The organism is Paenibacillus sp. MY03, from assembly GCF_002165585.1.
GTDB lineage: Bacteria > Bacillota > Bacilli > Paenibacillales > Paenibacillaceae > Pristimantibacillus > Pristimantibacillus agaridevorans.
In genome coordinates this window covers 423,764-444,250 of record NZ_MXQD01000004.1, presented here as the reverse complement: position 1 = coordinate 444,250, position 20,487 = coordinate 423,764, and the positions used below count along the sequence as shown (strand labels likewise).

At 57.6% G+C, this 20,487-nt stretch carries 8 protein-coding genes; all 8 read left to right on the top strand.

Annotated elements, in window-relative coordinates:
* Positions 1-81: 81 nt before the first annotated feature.
* Entirely contained in the window at positions 82-2,307 is a 2,226-nt protein-coding gene (locus B1748_RS04440) for an AraC family transcriptional regulator (protein WP_087566648.1), read from the top strand.
* Between the two features lie 93 nt (positions 2,308-2,400).
* Positions 2,401-7,806 (top strand): S-layer homology domain-containing protein, encoded by a 5,406-nt coding sequence (locus B1748_RS04435; RefSeq protein WP_087566647.1) that lies wholly within the window; start codon positions 2,401-2,403, stop codon positions 7,804-7,806.
* 173 nt (positions 7,807-7,979) lie between these two features.
* Positions 7,980-8,963: an ABC transporter permease gene (locus B1748_RS04430; protein ID WP_256975521.1), complete on the top strand. Its 984-nt coding sequence runs from the start codon at positions 7,980-7,982 to the stop codon at positions 8,961-8,963.
* Between the two features lie 18 nt (positions 8,964-8,981).
* The gene (locus B1748_RS04425; RefSeq protein WP_087566645.1) at positions 8,982-9,857 is read left to right on the top strand and encodes a carbohydrate ABC transporter permease; all 876 of its coding nucleotides are present in this window, start codon (positions 8,982-8,984) and stop codon (positions 9,855-9,857) included.
* Positions 9,858-9,935: 78 nt separating this feature from the next.
* Positions 9,936-11,579, top strand: a complete 1,644-nt coding sequence (locus tag B1748_RS04420) for an extracellular solute-binding protein (protein WP_087566644.1) — start codon at positions 9,936-9,938, stop codon at positions 11,577-11,579.
* Between the two features lie 83 nt (positions 11,580-11,662).
* Entirely contained in the window at positions 11,663-17,761 is a 6,099-nt protein-coding gene (locus B1748_RS04415) for an S-layer homology domain-containing protein (RefSeq protein ID WP_087566643.1), read from the top strand.
* Positions 17,762-17,783: 22 nt separating this feature from the next.
* Complete coding sequence (locus B1748_RS04410) at positions 17,784-19,613, top strand: cache domain-containing sensor histidine kinase (RefSeq protein ID WP_179215378.1); 1,830 nt, start codon at positions 17,784-17,786, stop codon at positions 19,611-19,613.
* A gap of 26 nt (positions 19,614-19,639) precedes the next feature.
* Complete coding sequence (locus B1748_RS04405) at positions 19,640-20,446, top strand: response regulator transcription factor (RefSeq protein WP_087566641.1); 807 nt, start codon at positions 19,640-19,642, stop codon at positions 20,444-20,446.
* Positions 20,447-20,487: the final 41 nt, after the last annotated feature.

Here is a 20,487-nt window from a genome sequence, read left to right as displayed (position 1 = left end):
CAGTTAGCGGTTATTTCTCCATAAGCAGCCGGTAGTCGACTTTCGGGAGCGGGAATAAGAACAGATGAAGGGGAGTTACGATTGCGACTGTTGCCTGAACAGACATACCTTCGGAATTTTTTGAAAATCGGAATCGGGTTCGCGATTATTATTCTGATCTTCTCCTTTTTCCTGAGACGGGAATATGCCGAGCAAGCTTATGGCGACGTGAATCGGCTGATGAGCGCCAAAACCTCAAGCGTCAGCCAGGGACTGGAATACCAGTTGGATCAGCTGCGAGCGTACGCGCTCAACATGTACCAGGACCCGGATATTTTCCATTGGCTGATGGCGGATCGCGGCGAGCCGTTGGTTGCGTCTTCCGCGCTGAAGTCGATATCGAAATTTTTGAGCTTGCAGTCCTTTATCGATACGACCTATTTGATCAATATGAAGACGCGGCAGGTGATCGACTCCGGCGACGGCATTCATACATTCGACAAATTTGCCGATCGGGGGGTACTGGATCGCATTCTCGAGCAGCCTCCGTCTACGCTGCGGTTTTACAATCACGAAAGCCCGGACGGGAACGCCCGCCTCGCCCTGATCGCGCCGGCGTACAAAAGCGGGATCAGCAGCCAAGGTTATGTCGTGATTTTGCTGGACAAAGAGCTGCTTGAGACGTATTTGCTGCAAAATTTGAACGAGGCATCCACCAATATCATGGTTGTGGACGAATCCGGAGCCGTCATTCTCGGCGGTTCTCCGGATATCGACGCCGAACAGATTATCCGACGCGATCCGGCTACCCATGAAACGAAGTCGGGCGATCAAATTTATTTGGTTCACTCTTACGCGTTCAAAGCCGAGGAATGGACGCTCCATTCTACCGTGCGGGTAAAGGACATCAGCAAAAATATCGATCGGATCCAGTTCCGCATATTCGGCATGTGCCTGTTTCTGCTGATCGTATTGTCCGTCCTGTCCTACTGGAACTCGCGTCGCCAATTCAAGCCGTTCAGCCAGCTCGCAAGACAGATCAGGAAGACGGTTGCGCCGGATGCGCAGATGGCCGAACAACGCAATTATTCGGAGTTCGCCGTTATTAAGACGGGACTCGACCATATGGTAAAAACGATGGATGAAATGAACAACATCATTCGCAATCATCGCGACGTGGTCAAAAACGAGCTTCTGCGGCAATGGCTGCTGCAGGGCGGCTACAGCAAGGAAATGGAGGAAAATGAAGCGCTGAGGCCGTTTCTGGTTTCGGACATTCGGCTTGCGGTCATTCGGATCAACCGGTTCCAATCGTTTTCGGAACGGTATTCGTACGCCTCCAGGAAACTCCTGCTGTACGCCATGGGCAATATCGCGGGCGAAATATTGAGCCGGCACGGCTTCGCGGCAGAGAGCGTGGATCTCGGCAGCGATCAGCTCGTTTTGCTGGTCGGGGGAGGCGCGGAAGACGCCGATCCGGTGCTTGCGCTCAAAGAATCGGACGCGGCGATCGGGCAGTGGCTCAATCTGAATGTCACTTCGGCGATCAGCGATCGAACCCCGATAAAGGCGAATATGCGCGCCCTGTATGAAAAAATAAGCGATTTGACGCTGCTGCGGTTTTTTGACGCGGACGACAAGGTTTACGTGGAAGCCGATCTCGCACCTTATTTGCCTGAGCGGCAGTCGGATCTGGACGAAGGCGCCATCCATCAATTGATCGAGTCGACGAGGAAGGCGCAGAAGGAAGCGGTTCGCGAGCAGCTCGACTTCATGTTCGAAGAGCTCCAGAAGCTGACGTACGCGGAATGCCAATTCCGGCTTAAGCTGCTGTTGTTCCACGTCTTCAAGGCGTTCAGCAAGGCGATAGGCGAGCGGGAACAAGGCGCGGATCAGCTGCTTCGGCAATTCGACACCTTGATGGACGTCAAAGATTGGCTCTACAGGCAGCTCGAAGCTCTAATTGACAGCGCGGCGCTTCAACATTCGTCTTCCACGCGCAGAGAAGAGCTCGCCGCCGAAATATTCGATTACGTGAAGCAGCATTTGCACGATCCCATGCTGACGCTCGAAAGCATCGCGGACTATATGATGCTGTCAGGGAGTTATGTCCGTCTGGTATTCAAAGAGACTTATCACATCACGCTTTCCGGCTTCATCCATCAAGAACGTCTGGAGCAGGCGAAGCAGCTGCTGGTGTCCACGGACTGGCCGGTGCTCGACATTGCGGAGCGATCGGGTTTTCAATCCAAAACGACGTTTTTTACCTCGTTCAAAAAATATACCGGGCTTACGCCTAATCAATACCGCGAGCAGAATCGGGAATAGCCGGCTCTCGCCTGGCCGTATCGGAATCCATCCGAAATCGGCCGGCTTTAACCAAGAGTGAAAACGCTTTCAAAATAGGAGGTTACGAATGATATGAGAACAGCTGCTGGAAAAAAAGGGATTCATCTGCTTCTTGCCTTTTTGCTTGCCATCGGGTTATGGCCGCCCGCGCCCGCCGTGGCTGCGGAACCGCAAGAGACGAAAACCAATCTGCTCGCTGCGGATATGGACACGGGGTTCGACGGAGGGACAAGTCCGTTTACGCTTGAGATTCCCACGTCCGGCGGCTCGCAGCAGATTGTGCAGATCGGCGGCAATAACGCGCTGGAATTTCGCGACGCGTCGCTGGGCGCGAATGCAAACAGCAATTTCTATTACGAGCTGACAAGCGGAGCTTTGCTGTCCCGGATCAATGACATTTTCCGAATGCCGGTCGGGACGACGCCAACGGAATTTGTATTCGAATACAAGCTGCTCCGCAGCGCGGCGAGCACCAAGCCGGTGCCGGGCAATACATACGCCCAGCTGCAGATGGCGCCGTACGACAACGTGAGCGTTCCGAGATTTCCAGCGGGTTATCCGAGCATAACGGGAACGGCGGCTTACACCAATACGACGCCAAACGAGCTGAAGACGATTAACGACGAGGATCTCCCAAGCTACCGGTTCAGCATCGTGCCGAACGGGGGACAGAAGCTCATTACCAGCTTCAAGATCGCATTCAGCATTCGCGTAGATACGGGAGCAACGGACGAAGCTTACGTCATCGACGATCTGGCCATCTACGAAGCGGGGGGCGGCGTCCCTGGCGACGACGAAGCGCCAAGCGCGCCATCCGGTCTGACCGCTACGGACGTCACCGATACGAGCGTCAAGCTGTCCTGGACGGCGGCGACGGACAATACGGGCGTAACCAAATACGACATTTATCGCAACGGCGCGTTGTTGGCATCCGTAAGCGGTTCTACACTGACGCATACGGTTGCCGGACTGTCGCCCAACACGACTTACCGGTTCACCGTGAAAGCCGGCGACGGCGGAGGCAACGTCTCTCCTGCGAGCAACGAAGCGACGGCGACGACGGAGCCGTCTCCGGGCGCACTGCCGGAGCCGTTTGGCAACGGCGACATCGGCGACGCGAGACTGGCGGGCGACGCCGTATACGACGAAGAGACGGATACCTTCACGGTTCGAGGCTCCGGAGCGGATATTTGGGGCAATGCGGATGCATTCCATTATGTCTACAGGCCGTGGAAGGGGGATGGCCAGATCGTGGCGCGCATCTCCGGCATGTCGAATACGGTGGCGTGGACCAAGGCGGGCGTCATGATCCGCGGCGGCATCGCAGCCGGTTCGCCGAACGCGTTGATGATGCTGACCGGATCATACGGCACGAGTTATCAGAGCCGACTCCAAACGGGCGGCGCGACGACGCAGCAAGCCGGAGCGGCCGGCGTGACGGCGCCTTATTGGCTTAAGCTGACGCGGGAAGGCTCCATGATCAGCTCCTATCATTCCATCGACGGAGAGAACTGGACGTTGGTCAAGCGGGAGGGGATCGCCCTTGGCGAAACGGCCTACTTCGGGCTGGCGGTTACGAGCCACGACAACAACAAGCTGAGCAGCGTTGTGTTCGACAACGTCAGCGTAGGGCCGGTGCCGGCGGAAGAAAGCTCTTACGCGCCGCAGCCGGGGACGCTCGAGACCCGCCGCGAATGGTTGTGGAACAAAACAAAATCGATGTCGGAAGTCGGCGGGCAGCTCAATATTTCGCAGATTGTAGCCCAACTGCTGGACGGACAGAACGAAACCGTCAATCTGCAGAAGCTGAACACGATGTTCCAGTCGTACGACTGGGAGCAATACAAGACGGTTGCGAAGATGTATGCGTATCTGCTCGTGGGCGACAAATTCGACAGCGCCTTGACGGAGCATGTGCGGGATTATTTCGCAAGCTACGCCTATGCGAAGCTGCCTCAGACGGAGAACCTGCGGATGAGCAATTATGCAGCCGGTTATCTGGTCGGCCAATATTTCCCCGATCTTGAGGATTTAAACGGCGTATCGGGCGCGGCGCTCAAGAGCTCGAACCGCGCCAACGTCGAGGAGATGCTGGATGCGGGCGTCCGCTTCGGCTGGGCGGAATACGAAAGCCCTGAGTATACGTTTATGACGTACCTCTGCCTCAACGCCCTGTACCAGTTCACGGATGAGCCGGATTTCAAGCAGAAGGTGAAGATGGCGATGGACGTCATGTGGTTCGAATGGGCGAACGACTGGATCGACGGTATTTTTATCTCGACCTCGAACCGCGCGAAAGGCGACGCCGTCTCGGCCAACGATCCGTCCTGGAGAGGGGCCGACCATACGGCGCTGTCGTGGATGTATTTCGGCTCGCACCGCGCCCAGCAGAAGATCGGCGAATCGGATGCAGGCGTTCCCGCTTCCTACCGTCCGTTCCTGGAATATTTGGGCATGGCCGTTTACGAGGGAATGGAATACGAGCCGCCGGCGATGGCCGTCGAGCTTGGACAACTGAAGAATAAGGACTACATGTCGCGCAAAACGAATATGCAAAATTCCAGCGGCCGACTGCTCAATACCTATCGTCAGGCTTATGTGAAGCCGACCTGGGGCTTATCGACGGAGGTCACTTACAATCGCCAAGACAACTGGATTGAAGAAATCCCGGTCGCGCTGCGCTGGCAATCCGACGCGCCTAATCCGCTCTTCCGCGTCAACGCGGACCAGCCGGACGCGGCGATTGGCAACTATAATCAGCCGGAGAACCATCGCATCATGCAGGACGCCAAAGCGGCGCTCGGCGTGTACAAGTCGCTTAAGGAGCCCGGAGCCGCCGATAGCTATTTGACCGCCATGTTCCCGGACACGGGCTCCATTCTCGAATGGGAAGAGCAGGACGGCTGGGTATTTAACCGGACGGAGCAGATGTATTTCGCCTTCAAGATGATCAAGCCGTATACCTGGCATTACCAGACGCCGACGGATCCTGCCGACAAGGTGAAGCCGATGACGCCTCACCCGACGAAGCAATTGCATTATAACTACAACATTCTGCGCAGCAAGGCGGATACGAACGGCTGGGTGCTGGATACGGCGGAGATTGGCGAATACGGCGATCTTGACGCCTTCAAAAACGCGATTCTGACCGAGACGGAGCTAAACGCCGACGGGATTAATGCGGCCAGTCCGCGCCTTGTGTACACCAATCTGAGCGGCAACGAGATGGACATTACGTTCGACAGAGCTTCCGGCTCTTACGCAGGCACTCATCGGATCAACGGCGAGCCGATCGACTACGACAGCTTCAAGCTGTTCGACACGCCTTGGCTGCAGCAGGAGAGGGGGTCGGAGCTGTTCGCGGCGACCTACGGAGAAGAGTCGCTGACCTACAACTTCGGCAGCTGGACGGTGACGAGCCGCAATTCGAACGAGACGGTAGCCGTGACCGGCGTCGCGGTCAGCGAGACCGAGCTGACGCTGGGTGCGGGCAAGTCGTTCCGGCTGCATGCCGAGTTCAAGCCGGCCGACGCGACAAACCGGAACGTCGTCTGGAGCTCGAGCCGTCCGTCCGTCGCCGCAGTGAGCGGCAACGGCACGGTGACGGGCGTTGCGCCGGGAACCGCCGTTATTATGGTAACGACAGAGGACGGCTCCTTTACGGCGGAGACGGATGTGACGGTTGTGATCGAGCCGTTGTTTGAGGACGGCTTCGAGAACGGCATCGCGGCGTGGGAGCTGTTTGGAAGCGCGGACTGGCGCATCGAGGGCAGCGGAGCCGACGCGAAGCTGACCGGCTCGACGGTGCTGACGGGACCTCAGCGAGCCGTCGTAAAATCGTCGCTGCTCCCTTACGCCTCGACGGATTACAGCATGAGCTTTACGGGAGCGGGCAACCGATTCCGGGCGATGTTCCGCTATTCGTCCGGAACGAGCTATTATTTCCTGGAATTCAAGGACGGGAGCGCGGCCGAGCTGTGGAAATATCCCGGTACGTCTACGCCGGAGCAAGTCGGCGCGATCGTCCAGATCGGGGACGTTCTGCCGGGTTTTGCGCTCACGGATTCCCATGATTACGTCATTGAAGCCGAAGGCGGCGAGTTCCGCGTGTTCATCGACGGCACGCGGGTGGCGACCTTCGAGGACGACTCGCTGGCGGAAGGAGGCGTCGGCTTCTCGGTGAAGAGCGTCGGATCCGAAGCGAAGCTGGCCGTCGATCGGATCAGGGTGATGCCGCTGATCGAAGAGCCGGCTGCCGGAGGCGGCGACGACGACGATGACAATCCGCCTGCGGGCGGCGGCAACGAAAGTCCTCCTGCCGGAAGCGGCACCGGTAACGGAAGCAGCAGTACTGGCAACGGAAGCGCAACGGAAACCGACCACACGCTCATCGTGCCAGCCGACAAACTGCAAGGAAAGGCGGACGGCACCATCGTCATCGTGGCTCCTGCAGGCATAACGGAAGTCCGACTTCCGGCCGGAACGAGCGAACTGGTGGGCGACAACGCCATCGAAATACGTTTGGAGGAGCTGTCGCTCGTGATTCCATCCTCCGTGATCCGCGAGTTGACGGCCCTGCTGCCGGAAGCGGAACGGGCGAACGGAACCATTAAGCTGACGCTTGCGCCGTTGCCTGCCGCCGAAGCGCAGAAGGTCCGCGCAGCTGGAGAACGTGCGACCGGAGCGGTTATCCGGCTCGGCAGCGCCATCTATGAGCTTGGTCTGTCCATCGAAGGAAAGGCTTCCGCTTCGTTGACTCAATTCCCGGAGCCGGTCACGATCCGTTTAAAGGCTGATTCGGCGATTCGCAGCGAACTTGCCGGCATCTATTATTTGCCTGGAAGAGGGCGGCCGGAATATGTCGGAGGCGACTATGCAAATGGCTGGTGGACGGCGGAAGTGCGTCGCTTCAGCAGATATGCCGTGCTTGAAGTAGCAAAGTCGTTCGACGATCTGCCGGCCGCGCATTGGGCGTACAACGTAGTCCGCGGGCTATTTGCCAAGGGAATCGTCCAAGGCACCGGAACTTCGACATTTGCGCCGGAGCGGACCGTGACGCGCGCCGAATTCGCGGCGATGCTGGTAAATGCGCTGGGACTGACGAAACGGGGCGAGCTGCCGTTCGAAGACGTGCCTGCGGACGCCTGGTTTGCTGAGCCCGTGGCAATCGCATACCAAGCGGGCATCGTTGCCGGGAAAGGCGCAGCGATCTTTGATCCGAACGGTCTTGTGACCCGCGAGGAGATGGCGGTTATGGCGATGAGGGCGATCGGACTGCGCGGAGAAACCGCATCTGTCGACGCGGCTGCCGCCTATAGCGACGAATCGGAACTGTCTCCATGGGCTGTCGCTTCTGTAAAGGAGGCGTCCGAGCTGGGACTGTTGCTAGGTAGAGGCGAGGGCCGGTTTGCGCCTAAAAACGGAACGACCCGAGCCGAAGCGGCGCAGGTGCTGCACAGGCTGCTTGCGTTGACTTAGAAGCCGATCAGACAAGCCTCCTTAGCCGTTTGCCGCGGTACTGGAGGCTTGTGTCTGCCGGGAAAAAGAAATCGGACTTTTCCCCCGTGTTTTCGTCCTTCGCTCCGGTTTTCCAAGGCGCCGATTGCCGCTAAGCTTAAGCATGTAAGCATTTTCTTCGGGGGATGCGGTCAGTGAGAGGATGGGAGGAAAGCCGGATGGGAGAGGCGGCTGTCAAGGTTGCCGGTCGGAGAGAAACGCCGCCTGAGCGGCGGACAACAGGGTTAAGGAGGTTATGGAAATACAAGCTGCTGTACGTGCTGCTGATTCCCGCATTCGTCTGGGTATTTTTATTCGATTATTTGCCGCTGTACGGGATCAGCATCGCGTTCGTCGATTACAACGCGATTCAGGGATTGTCTGCAAGCCCATGGGCAGGGCTGAACTATTTCCGGATGCTGTTCGAATCGGAGATGTTCATGAACGCCTTCGTGAACACGCTGATCATCAGCTTATACAAAATGATAAGCGGTTTTATATGCCCCATCCTGTTAGCGCTTGCACTTAACGAAATCCGTTCGGCGTGGTTCAAAAAAACGTTGCAGACGGCGGTCTATTTGCCGAGATTCGTATCGTGGGTCGTGTACGGGGGCATCATCACGCTGCTCTTGTCGCCGGAGACCGGCATCATCAACAAGGTAGTCGAATTTTTCGGCGGCGATCCGGTCTACTTGCTCGTCGACCCCGCCTACTTTCGGACGATTCTGGTCGTTACGGATGCGATGAAGGAGATGGGCTGGGCGGCGATCATCTATATCGCGGCAATTGCCGGCTTGAACCCGGAAGTGTACGAAGCCGCCATTATGGACGGCGCGACGCGGTTCAAACGAATCGTACACATTACGCTGCCGGGCATTGCGAGCACGATCGTCGTTATTTTTATCCTGCGGGTCGGCTACGTCATGAGCGCGGGACTGGATCAGGTCATCAATCTGTACAACCCGATGGTTTTCGAGGTCGGGGATATTCTGGATACGTACATTTACCGGGTCGGCATCGAGCAGTTCAGCCTCAGCCTTGCGGCCGCGGCCGATGTCATCAAAGGCGCGATCGGACTTGTGCTGGTGCTGGTCGCCAATCATATCGCCAAACGAATCAACGACTCCGGTATTTTTTGAGGAAAGGGAAGAGAACGCATGAAGCTTACGCGAGGCGAGACGACCTTCGTCGTCTCCAACTATGTCGTCCTGACGCTTGTTACGATCATCATCGTCCTTCCGTTCTGGTACGTGATCTCCGTATCCCTGACGCCATACTCCATTTTCAGCGAACGGAACGGCATGATTCTGATGCCGACGTCGATCAGCTTCGATTATTACGAATATTTGCTGAAAAAAGGATCGATGATCTACGCCTCCTACGGAAACACGATCCGCAATACGGCGGGAGGCGTCGCGCTGGCGTTGTTCCTGACCGTAACGGCGGCTTACGCGCTGGCGGATAAACGGCTGCCGGGACGCAAAATCATCATTCTGTATTTCGTATTCACGATGTTGTTCCGGGGCGGCATGATCCCGACCTACATTACAATCAAAGGGCTCGGGCTGCTCAATACCGATTACGTCCTGATTCTCGTCATGGCGTTCAGCGCCTTTAACATGATTATTATGAAATCGTTTTTCGAAGGCATTCCGGAAAGTCTGAAGGAATCGGCGGCCATTGACGGGGCATCGGAATTTAGAATATTATGGCAAATTGTGTTGCCTCTGTCGCTGCCTGTCATCGCCACGGTTGGACTTCTTTACCTGGTCGTTTATTGGAACGATTTCTTTAACGCCATGCTGTACGTCACCGATTGGGACAAAGCGCCGGTCCAGCTCGTGCTTCGCTCGATTATTGCAAGCTCCAGCCTGCCTCCGGAACTGCTTGAGCAGGCGGGAACCGCGCCGCCGCCCACAATCGGGATACAGATGGCCGCCATCGTCATTGTCGCTTTGCCCATGTTGATCATTTATCCGTTCGTGCAGCGTTATTTTGAGCAAGGCATGCTGATCGGCTCGGTCAAAGGGTGAAGCGCCGTCAACCCGGTTTATCCCCTGCGGGGTAAATATAGTTTTATAAGATAGGACATTTGAGGAGGTCTATGAACCATGTCGAAGAAAAAGAAAGTTTGGCCAGGCGGATTACTGACCGCCGTAGTGGCAGGCACCATGCTGGTGGCGGGCTGCAGCACGCCCGACAACGCTCCGGAGGCGTCCCCCTCGTCGGCCCCGACCGAAGGAACGGTCGCCACGGCATCGCCGGCTCCCGCCGAGCCGTATGAGCTGAAATGGCTGAAGGCGCAAGACATCTCGAAGCCTTACGACCCGGCCAAGGACGTTGTCAAACAAGCCGTTGAAGAGAAACTCAATATCCGCATCGTGCCGGAGATGGTCGATGTCCAGCAGTACAAAACAAAGCTGAATCTAAAGATGTCGAGCGGAGATTTTCCGGATGTGGTCCGGATCGATTTCGTCGACGACTTCCAGAAGTATGCGCAGCAAGGCGCGTTCGTCGACCTGACGGATCTGATCAACGAGCAGAACACGCCTAACATTATGCGAGAGGTTCCGGCCGAAGTGTTGGAGCAAGCGAAGGTAGGCGGCAAAATATACGGCATCCCGTACCAAGGAGGGCCGGGCGCGGGTTATCGCTGGAATCTGGTCATGCGCAAAGATTATCTGGAATCAATCGGAGCGCAAACGCCGACGACGCTGGATGAATATTACAACGCGCTGAAACAAATCAAGGCGGAGAATCCGAAGGTTATTCCGCTAGGCGGTTACACGGCCCAGATCGGCGAGCCGAAATTCGCCAACAACTCGTTTGACCATATTTTCGGCGCGTTTGGCGTTACTCCTGGTTTCTTTACACAAGAGAACGGCAAGTTCGGCAACTACGACATCGATCCGCGAATGAAGGATGCGCTGTTGTTCCTGCAGCAAATGTACAAGGAAGGGCTTATCGACAAAGAGTTCGCGACGATCAAGGAAGAGCAGCTGCGCACAAAGCTGTATAACGGCCAAATGTTCTCGTGGATGGGCTGGTGGTCGACGGCCAACGGCTACGACACGATGGTGGAGACGGGCGAACTGATCAAAAAAGGCGAGCTTGCGGCCGACGGCAGCCTGCCCGACCAGAACGACCAGCCGTACAAATATTTGACGCTGACCTCTTCGCTCACCGGAGCGGACGGCAAGGCGGTAGCGCCTGCGGGAGCGCCTTTCTCCCAAATGAACGCGATTAGCGTCAAAACAAAAGATCCGAAACAGGTATTAGCCATTATCGAGGAGTCGCTGTCTCCGGAAAATCAAATGTTGACCGTCTGGGGCATCGAAGGCAAAGACTACAAATTCGAGAACGACAAGATGAAAGCCATTACGGATCTTGTCGATCCGCAAACCCAGCAGGATCCGGACGGCAACTACCGCGGCATCCAGAGCTACCTGTTCGCGCCGGGTCTTAACGGCTGGCCGCGTTACCTGGAGTCGCTGCCGCTCCGCGCGTCGGAAGCGCTGGACGTGGCGATCAACAACCCTTATCAAATTACGGACGCCTCCAACTACCTGGACTCGCCGACGAAGATCGCCAAGCTTGTCGAGCTGAACACGATGCGCGATTCTGTCTTTACCCAGATTATTATGGGCGCGGACATCGCCAAGTTCGACGAATTCGTAGAGAAGTGGAAATCGCAGGGCGGAACCAAAATTTTGGAAGAGCTTGAAGCTTCGTTCAAAACAAAAACGGGCCAATAAGCCGTCATCCCTCCCGCTTCGCCGCGCCAGCGGCGGAGCGGGAGCGGGCGTCTTTGGCTCCGCAAAAAGAAGGAGGAAAGCAAGTGAGAACAACTAGTCGCGGCATCGCGATGCTGCTGATCGTTGCATTATTGCTGCCGTTTCTGCCTGCTCCTGCAGAAGCGGCGGAGCAGGAACCCATCATCGAAGAAAGCTTCGCGGGCGGACTCGCCAATTGGGATTTGTTCGGGAGTACGGCCTGGCAGGTGCAGGGCAGCGGAGCGGACGCTTTGCTGACCGGGACGACGACGGCGACTTCGCCGCAGCGCGCCGTATTAAAACAATCGGCTTTTCCTTACAGCACCAAAGATTACAACGTCGAATTCAAGGCGCAAGCGGACCGGTACCGGTTGATGTTCCGCTATACGTCGGGAACCAGCTATTATTTTTTGGAATTCAAAAACACGAGCATGGTTGAACTGTGGAAATACCCCAATTCTTCGGCCAGCGTCATCGTCGGCGCGCCGGTAGACATCGCTTCCGTCGCTCCCGGCTTCAACATGGCCGACTGGCATGACTACAAGCTGGAAGTTGCCGGATCGGAATTCAAGCTGTTCATCGACGGCAGCCTGATCTCGGTATTCGCCGATTCCGACTTGACCGCAGGCGGCGCGGGTTTCTCGCTGCGCGCATTGAACGCGAGCACGCCCGCCAATCTGAGCGTGGAGCATGTCGCGATCAAACCTCCTGCAGCGGCGCCATCTACCTTTACGATTTCGCATAACCCGCTCTCCGAGCTGCCTTATAATGCGGATCTGCCGCTGATGTTTACGGTGGCGGACGGCAGCGCCGCAACGGCTGCATCGGTTCATTACCGTTATGGCGAAGAGGGGGCCGTTGTCGAAGCTCCGGCGCAGTCCATCGGAGGCGGCGCGTATTCGATTGCGATACCGGGATCGGGCAAGGCGGCGGACATTCGTTACTTCATCACGGCCGAGGATGGCGGCCGGTCGGCCCGTTATCCGGAGAACGGGGAGATTGTGGTGCCGATAGGGGAGATCGTGCCGTATCTGAACGACTTCGAGACCGATCTCGCGGGCAGCATCCCGAACGGCTGGACAACGGGCGGCAATACGAGAGTCATCGAGCTGCCGGACGGCAATCAGGTGCTGAACCTGAACGGATCGGGCAGCGCGAAGCTGAATCTGCCGATGTACCAGAACGCGGACAACTTCGTGATCAAGTTCCGCGCCAAATACGAGCGAACCAGTACGGCGGTGCAAAATACATGGCGCATCCGATACCGCGCGCTGGACGACGCCAACAACAACGCGATGGAGTGGGCGACGCACAACTCCAAATATTTTATTATGCGCAAAACGACGGTCGGCGGCAACTACTATACCGCGAACTACGTGCAATCGCTGCTGGACGAATGGCATTCGTATGAGTTACATGTAAGCGGTATCACGCATCGGCTTGTCATCGACGGCCAAGAAGTGGCGCGCGGCGAGGATTCCGACGTTCTCGCGCCGACGAAAGGTTATTTCCAATGGAACGTCGTCGGCGGCATCAACCTGATGGTGGACGACTTCTCCATCGAGCCGATCTCGGCCCCATACGTCGTCGATCTGCAGCCGGCGGGCAACTTCGCGGGCATCTACGCGATCGGCGAAACGGCGGGGCTGTCCGCGGCGTTCGACGCCGGGGCGGAAGCGCGCGAGATCGGGTTGAGCTACAAGGTGCGCCGGGCGGACGGCGATCAGGCGTTAGTCGCCGAAGGAACGAAGACGTACAGTCTGGGCCGCTACGAGCAACTAAACGATACGTTGTGGTTCGACGCCGGACTCGGCGGCATCGGGACGTACGAAACGTCAGTCGAGCTGACGATTGACGGTCGGCCTGCGCCGGAACTGACCAAGCGCATGCGACTGGCGGTTGTCGGCGAAGCGGCTCCCGTGCGCGAGCTTGATCTGGACAACGAAAGCAAATTCGGACTCAATACGCATTACAAGTTGAACTGGCGCGACGATATCATCGACGGAGCACGCAAGCTGGGCGCCCGCCATCACCGCTCCGGCATTACGTGGGAGGAAGCGGACCGCAACGCCAAGGACGGCGAAGGTGATCCCGTCTACGACTACAGCGACGTCGACGTCAGAATGAACAAGCTTGCCGGGCTGGGGTTCAACCAGATTACGGTGCTCGGCATCGACAAAAACCCGTATTACCAGGAAGGGACCGTCAATACGACCTCCGGACTCAAGTCGATGGGCGATTTTGTCTATGAAACGGTCGACCGCTACAAGGATATCGTTCGTCAATGGGAGATGCCGAACGAGCCGGAGCTGTTCGCCAAACCCTATATTCCGGCGGAATATGTACAAATCCAAAAAATCGCTTATTTAAATATGAAAAAAGCGGATCCGAACGCGATGCTGCTGGCGGGAGACCATACCTCCAGCGTGCTGAGCGTCCTGCCGGGCGAGCTGGAGCTGGGCTCTTACGATTACGCGGACGCCTACTCCTACCATCCGTACGTCTATAATTCGATGCCGGACGGCAATCTCCAGCGGCTGATGAACGGCGTGAAGGATCTGGTCAACGCTTACGGCGGCTGGAAGGACTATTATTTGACGGAAGGCGGCTGGCCGACGGCCAATGCCGGTTATCCGTCCGTCTCCGAAGCGGTGCAGCGCGATTACATCGTACGGGCGTTCCTGAATTACATGATTACGGATCAGATCAAAGCTTACGAATATTACAATTACAAAAACGACGGCACGGACGATCGTTACTACGATATTTTCTGGGGCATCACGGACAACGACGGCAGGCCGAAGCTGGCTTACGCGGCTGTCAACCAGCTCATGACGACGCTCGACCAGGCGCGTTACTTCGGCGCTTGGGACAGCGGCAATCCGGATGTTGCCGTACACGTGTTTCTCAACGACGGGGAACCGATCGTAGTGGCCTGGAAAAAAACGGATCACAAAGACAATCCGGCCGTGAAGCCGCCGGTCAGCACCATCTCGCTGCCTTTCGGAGCGGCGGGCTTGAAGTTGCAAGACATTAACGGCAAGACGCTGACTGCGACAGAAGCAGGCGGACAAACCCGGCTCGAAGTGTCGGGATCGCCGCTCTACATCGAGGGCGCGCCGGATTCGTTCGTAAGGCTTGCCGCCGGTCAACTGCTCGCCGCCAAGATTAACGAGGTCGCGGCCCGTCTGGAAGCGCTGCGGACACTGGACAATTCGGCGGCGCTGGATGCCGATCTGGCCGAACTCGCAGCCATTGCGGCTTCCATCGAAGACGCAGCGGGCGCTTCCGGCATTGCATCCGATTGGGAGGCGGTCATCGGGGACGTATATGACTTGATGACGGTTGTCGCAGGCCGGATCAAGCAGGAAGAAGTTGTATCCGCTCCTGGGTACGTCGCGCTTGAGGCGCTGTACAATCTGGCGGAGAGCGCGTCTGTGCCGCTCGCTTATATGAGCGCGGGCAGCGGTGGAAACGCGCCGGATTACGCTGAGGCCGCCGAATCGGCGAATGAGCTGTATGCGGAGAAAAAAGGCGAGTTCAGCGTCATGCCCGTCTCGACGTCGGCCGTGTACCGGTTGAACCGCTACGGCCGCATCGCGGATGCCGCCTACGAGCGGGGCAGCTATGCCGACAGCTATGCGTACAACGTGCTGGCGCGCGAATTCGCGGGGGCGGCTGCAGCCATCGCCGACTCCGAGCCGCCTAAATTCATCGGCGTTATCGGCAATGTCGTGCCGACGCAAACAAACGGCGAAGCGGGATATCCGAATACGATCCGGGTGTCGCTCGTTAACGACACCTCCTCTCCGCAGGATGTAAAGCTCGGCTTAAAGGTGCCGGCCGGCTGGGAAGCGGTACAATCCGATACGCTGACGGAAACGGTGTCTATCTCCGCCCTGGGATCGGAAGAACGTTCCTTTAAGATCCAGGTGCCGGAGCGCGCGCTCAAGGGAAGATACGAAATCGAGGTCGAGATGGAGCACGACGGCGTTGCGTTCGATACGAAGAAGATCCAGCTGACCGTCGAGGACGGCATCGACGCCCGCATCGTTCCCGCGCGGAAGTTGATCGAGGAGTTGGACATTTTGACGGTCGAGCTGACCGGCACATCCTCTTTCGAGAAGACGGGCGCCGTGACGGTGAAGGGACCGGACGGCAAGCCGCTTGTTCCGATCGAATCCGGCGAGTTCTCCGGGCTTCGCAAGGGAGACGCGCTGCGGCTCGACTTCCGCTGGACGTATCACGAACCTAAACCTTACAACGTCTACGAGGTCGATCTGTCGGTCGAGGATACCGTTAACGGCAAAACGATTTTCCGCGATGCGGCCATGCCGCTGGATTTCAACCTGGTCAACGCCGTGGTGGATATCGTCATCGACGGAAAGCTCGACGAATGGGCGGACGCCTTCCCGGTTCATCTGCGGCGAAAGTCGCAAAACGCGAATGAATTCCACGATCCGGCCAATCTCGAAGCGACTGCGTACGCCAAATGGAGCAATCAAGGGTTGTATGTTGCCGTAGCCGTGATGGATAATATTCACAAACAATCGGAGAATGCGGCGAACCTGTGGAAAAACGATTCCGTGCAAATTACGCTCGATCCGCTCGGCAACCGGCAGTCGCCCTATGGCTCCGACGATGTGGAATGGGGTTTCGCGCTGACCGATACCGGCGGGCTTCTCGTCAATGTGTTCAGCTCGAGCCTGCCTAACCCGAACGGAGATATCAGCGGCCAGACGCCGTTCGCGGCGGTTCGCGACGAAGCGGCGAAGACAACTTATTACGAGCTGCTCATTCCGACCGAATACGTCAAGGATCTGCGTCCCGCGTCCGGCGGCTCGCTGGGCTTCAACGTCGCGGTTAACGACGCGGACTTCCAGAACGGACGCGACAACTTTATTCAATGGACGAAGGGAACGGCGGATTCCAAAAACACGTCGTATTACGATTCGTTTGTATACGTGAATTACGAGCAGCCGCTTCCGGAAGAGGAGGAGGAAGAACCGCAAGGACCTTCGAATCCCGGTCCGCAGCCGAACGTCCCTCCAACCGCTCCTCCGTCCGGCGAGCTTGTTGTCACAGCCGGACAGCTGGGGGGCAGCGACGGCGGCAGAAGCGTGGTCGAATGGCCGGGCGAAGCCGACACGATCATTATTCCGGCCAACGCCGGCGAGCTGCTCGCGGGGAATACGCTTGTGCTGGCAGGGAAGAGCTTGTCGGTTGAGCTGCCTGCGGACTTGCTGGCGGCTTTGACCAAGGAGCTGACGCCGGAGCAGTTAAAAGACGCCCGGATCACGCTTCGGATCGATGAGTTGGCGCCTTCCGCGGCAGCCGGTCTGGTTGGCAAAAGCAAAAGATTGACGAAAGCCGACATCAAACAATGGGGCGGCGCGTTCGAGCTGTCGCTGTCGCTGACGGCCAAGGATGGCGACGCCCGGGAACTGACGGCATACGAGCCGCCGATTGCCGTAAGGATGAAGCCGGACCTGCTGCCGGATGCGAAACGTTCGGGCATCTATCGCATCGACGCCGACGGCAAGCTAAATTATGCCGGCGGAGAGCAAGGATCGTTTGGCGTCGCCGCCGAACTGCATCGCTCCGGCACCTACGCGCTGCTGACCGTCGACAAGACGTTTGCCGATCTCGGCATCGGCCACTGGGCTTACGAGACGGTCGGGGAGCTGTATGCGAAACAAATCATTCAGGGAACCGGCGTGTCGACGTTCGCTCCCAGCCGATCCGTCACGCGAGCCGAGTTCGCGGAGCTGCTGGTGAAGGCGCTGCGTCTGACGAAAGCGGGCGAAACGCCGTTTGCGGACGTATCTTCGGACCGTTGGTACGCGCAATCGATCGCCATCGCTTACCAGGCGGGGCTCGTCAGCGGCAAAAGCGCGTCCGAATTTGATCCGGACGGCGTCATTACAAGGCAAGAGATGGCGGCCATGCTGCTTAAGGGAGCAAGACTGCTTAACGCAGAGGCGCCGACGGGGCAGGCAGTATCCTTCCTAGACGAAGCGGATATCGCCGAATGGGCGCGTCCTCTCGTGGGCGAAGCGGCGCAGCTCGGGTTAATGCGCGGCCGCGGAGACGGCATGTTCGCGCCGAAGGGCGTTGCCAGCCGCGCGGAAGCGGCGCAAGCGATCTATAATATATTGTTCTGATAAACGAAGGGCGGGAATGGGCATGCGACTATGGAAGCGAAGGAAAGGTTCGGGACTGCTGTCCCGGCTGAACTTGCCGATATTTGTGCTGATCGTGGCTATTATCGCTTTTTTCGCAACGGCGGCAAGTTACATCCTGATCCGCGTCCAGAATGCCCATACCCGCGAAATCGCGGAGCAATCGATGAAATTTGTGTATCGCAATCTCTGGTATCAATTCGATACGATGAACAACGTATCGGCTTTCCTGATCAGCAACCAGTCGATCGACAATTTGCTTGAAGGAGCGTACCAACAGCCGTTCGAGGCGGTGGACGACTACTTCGCGCTGCAGAGCAATCTGGAAAATTTATCGCTGCTGTCGCTGCTCAACGATTTTGGCTCGCCCGCGGTAACCCGGCAGTCTTATGTGGTATCGCTGGCGCTGGAGCCGGAGAGCGGCCTGTACGGCATGGCGACGGAACATTTTGAGCCGATAACGGGCATTTTCAAGTCCGAGGATTTGCATGACGAAGAATGGTTCCGGGCTCTTGGCGAAGGCCGGCAAATGACGGTATGGTGGGGACAGCGGACGGGCAGGCCCGATACCGCGATGATCTACTCCGCCAGGCGGAAGTCGAGCATCAAGGACGGGCGAAGCATCGGCACGATCATGATCGGCGCCAATATCGGCAGCGTCCGGAGCGTGTTCGAGAACGCGCCGCTTGCGAACGGTTTCCATCTGCTGCTGGACGAACGGGGGCGGGTCATTTTTAGCGAACGATATTCGTTTCTCGAGGAGGCGGGGGAGCTGCCTTATGTGAAAGCTGCTGCCTCCGCTCCGCAAGGGACGATCGTCGCCCGTCTCGACGGCGAGCAGCATCGGATTATGTTCGACACGCTTGCGAACGGGTGGAAGCTGCTGACGGTGGTGCCGGAGAGCCACTTTGGCCAATATACGTTCGCGATATCGGCCATTGGGGCAGCTACCGCGGTCGCGGCTTTGCTCGTCGCGGCGTTCTGGCTGCGCCGGATCGTCGTACGCGTTACCGTGCCGATTACAAGGCTCGTCGCCGCCATCCAGCGGCCGGAGGTCGCGGAGTTCAAGGAACCGCTGCCGCATCCGAACAGCGGCATCTACGAGGTTGATGAGCTAAATCAGAAGTTTGCCTCCATGCTCGTCACCTTGCACGGCCTCATCGAAAATTCGTTTAAGGAAGAGATGGAACGGCAGGCGCTGCAGCTTGAGCTGCTGCATGCCCAGATCAATCCGCATTTTCTGTACAATACGCTGGACCTCATCAATTGCAGGGCGATTATGGCAGGCGACAGAGAGACCAGCAACATCGTCCGGTCGCTTGCGAACGTCTTCCGGTACGGCCTGAACCGCGGGCAGACCTGGATTTCGCTTGAGAAGGAACTTGCGCAGGTAGAAGCGTATCTTCATATTCAGCAAATGATGCGCGAGAGGCTGCACGTCGATATCGAAGCGCCGGAAGCGCTTCTGTCCGCGCGCATCGTCCATTTGGTGCTGCAGCCGCTGGCGGAGAACGCCATCGTGCACGGCTTCGCCGATTACGATCAGCATACGGATTGCCGTATTGCCGTTGCCGCCTATCTCGAAGGAAGCAGGCTCGTGCTGCGCGTGACGGACAACGGATGCGGCAGCGATTCCGATGCGATGAACGCGAGACTCGGAGAGCAGCCGGGCGGCGATTCGGCCGAGCGGGCGGGCGACGGGGGAGACGGCTACGGTACAATGAACGTGCATCGCAGAATCCAATTGCATTGCGGCAAGGCGTACGGTCTGCGTTACGTAAAGGTTGCCGAAGGCACCTGCGTCGAAGCGGTGCTGCCTTATTCGCCGGAGTGACGGGATAAAGAGAGGAGAGCGGTAGGATGTTCAAGCTGTTGATCGCGGAGGATGTCAAAATGGTGCGCGATACGCTGTGCCGCTCGATCGAATGGGAGAAGCTTGGCATCGAGCTGCTTGGAGCGGCGGAGAACGGCGAGGAGGCGCTGGCGTGGCTTGCGCGGGAGCCGGCCGATCTGCTGCTGACCGACATTGGCATGCCGAAAATGAACGGGCTGGAACTGATCGAGGCCGCTCAATCCCGATACCCGGACATTCGATGCCTGATTCTGTCCGGTCTGAGCGAATTCGAGCATGCGAGGCAAGCGCTCAAGCTGCAGGTAATGGATTACGTGCTAAAGCCGATCGATCCGTCCGAAATTGAGAGAGTATGCCTGCGGGCGATCGAGCAGCTGCGTCTGGAGAGGGCCCGTAAGGAAGAAGCGGAGTTCGCCATTCAAGCCGCCAAGGAGAAGCTGCCTACGCTGCTCGAAGAATTGCCGCCCGATGGATGGGCCGGCAATTTAAAGAAAAAGAAGCTGGTGGAGCGGGCGCTTCAATATGTGGGAGAACATTTTGGACACAGAGAGCTGTCTCTGGCGGACACGGCGGCGGCGGTTGGCTTAAGCGACAAATATTTAAACGCGATCGTTAAGGAAGTAACCGGCTTTACGATTAATCATTGGATGATTCGTCTGCGCATGGAGGAAGCGGCCCGGCTGCTTGAAGATCCGATGATCAAAATTTACGAGATATGCGACCGGATCGGTTATGCCGACCAGGATCACTTCCGCGAAAGCTTCAAAAAACAGTACGGCGTGACGCCGACGGAATTCCGCAACCGCCATCTGTAAAGGATCCGCTTGTGATCGCAAGCGCCGGGACAGGTTCGTCG